We start from the raw sequence: 1545 nt of genomic DNA on the forward strand, positions 1-1545 counted from the left end.
CTAGTACTCCAGTTGCACTTCTCCATTTGTCCTGGTCACAGGGCCTTTCCGGAGTCTAGTTTGCTGACGCTGTGTCAGGGTGGCGGTGGTTCGTGACTCACCCGATCGGGGCGCGTGCGGCGCTGGTAGTGGCAGTGGCGGGCGATGGTCTGGTGGAGGCGGCGCCAGCTGGACCAGTGGAGTCGGTGTCTGGGTGACTGGTGCCGGGCTGTGGGGGGATGGGCAAGGTCCAGGAGCCGTCGGACTTCTGCCACAGTGAGGGGAACGAGGCTGCTCGGACCGTTTTTTCGGCCCCCTTTTCGAGGGCATGGGCTGTCATCGCCGCCAGGAAGGCGTGCGCGAGTATGGCCAGGGTGATGTGGCGGTACCAGCCGACGTAGCGGCGGACCTCGTACTGATCCAGGCCGCACTCGTTCTTCGCGGCCTGGAAGCACTCCTCGATGGCCCATCGGTAGCCCGCCACCCGGACCAGCTCGCGGACAGTGACGTCCGCCGGAGCGAAAGCGAGGTAGTAGGCGACCTCCTCGCGACGCGCCAGGCTGCGGCGGGCCAGGACCCAGCGGCAGTGAGTGGGATCGGGACCTTCGATGGTGGGCAGCTTGGCCGCGGCCCAGTCGTAGACCCTCGGCCCCTTTGCACCATTCCCGCAGGAGATCCGTTCCCATGCCTCGGCCGGGGCGCCGGTCAGGACATGGTCGATGCGCCAGCTGCCCGCTGGTGACTTGACCTGCTGGGACTTGGGCACCGCCAGGACGTAGCCCACGCCGGCCTCCTCCAGCATCCGCCGGAAGTGCCACTCCTGCCCGTACGCCGCATCCGCGGTCACCCAGGTGATCGGTAGTGCGGAGTCCAGCGCCCGCCGGACCATGGCACGTGCGAGTTCCGGCTTGGTCGCGAAGGACTTGCCCTCGGGGATCCGAGCGGCGCGGCACCGGTCCGGGTCCTCGGTCCAGGACTTGGGCAGGTAGAGCTCGCGGTCCACCAGGGCCCTGCCCTTGGCGGAGGCGTAGGCGGCGAACACCCCGATCTGGCAGTTCTCTGTGCGTCCGGCGGTTCCGGAGTATTGCCTTTGCACCCCGGCGGAGACGGTGCCCTTCTTCAGGAAGCCGGTGTCATCAAGGATCAGAACGCCGTCCGGCTGCCCGAGCCGCTCGGCCACGTAATCCTGCAGGTCATCGCGGATCTCGTCCGGTTCCCACTGGCACCATGACAGCAGTCGCTGCAGCCCGTACGGGGAGACATGGCCCGCATGTTCGGCCAGCTGCCAGCTGTTCTTCCGGCCCACTGGCCCCAACAGGCCACGCACGTAGTCCCGCATGTGCCGACGCGGCTCGACACGGCCGAACCGCTCGCCCACCCTCAGCAGCAGCGATTTCAACTCGGCATCCCACAGAACTACTTCGACACCGCTCTCCGTCTCCATAACCCGTTCAACGCGCCCCGATCGGGTGAGTCACGAACCACCGCCACCCTGACACGGCGTCAGCAAACTAGACTCCGGAAAGGCCCTGTGACCAGGACAAATGGAGAAGTGCAACTGGAGTA

1 pseudogene is annotated in these 1545 nt (G+C 66.7%); it reads right to left on the minus strand.

From position 1 onward, the window contains the following. Nucleotides 1–274: 274 nt before the first annotated feature. Nucleotides 275–1423, minus strand: a pseudogene (locus ACFWV8_RS38330) (IS701 family transposase); the annotation flags it as partial. Nucleotides 1424–1545: the final 122 nt, after the last annotated feature.

The organism is Streptomyces sp. NPDC058665 (assembly GCF_042714995.1).
GTDB lineage: Bacteria > Actinomycetota > Actinomycetes > Streptomycetales > Streptomycetaceae > Streptomyces.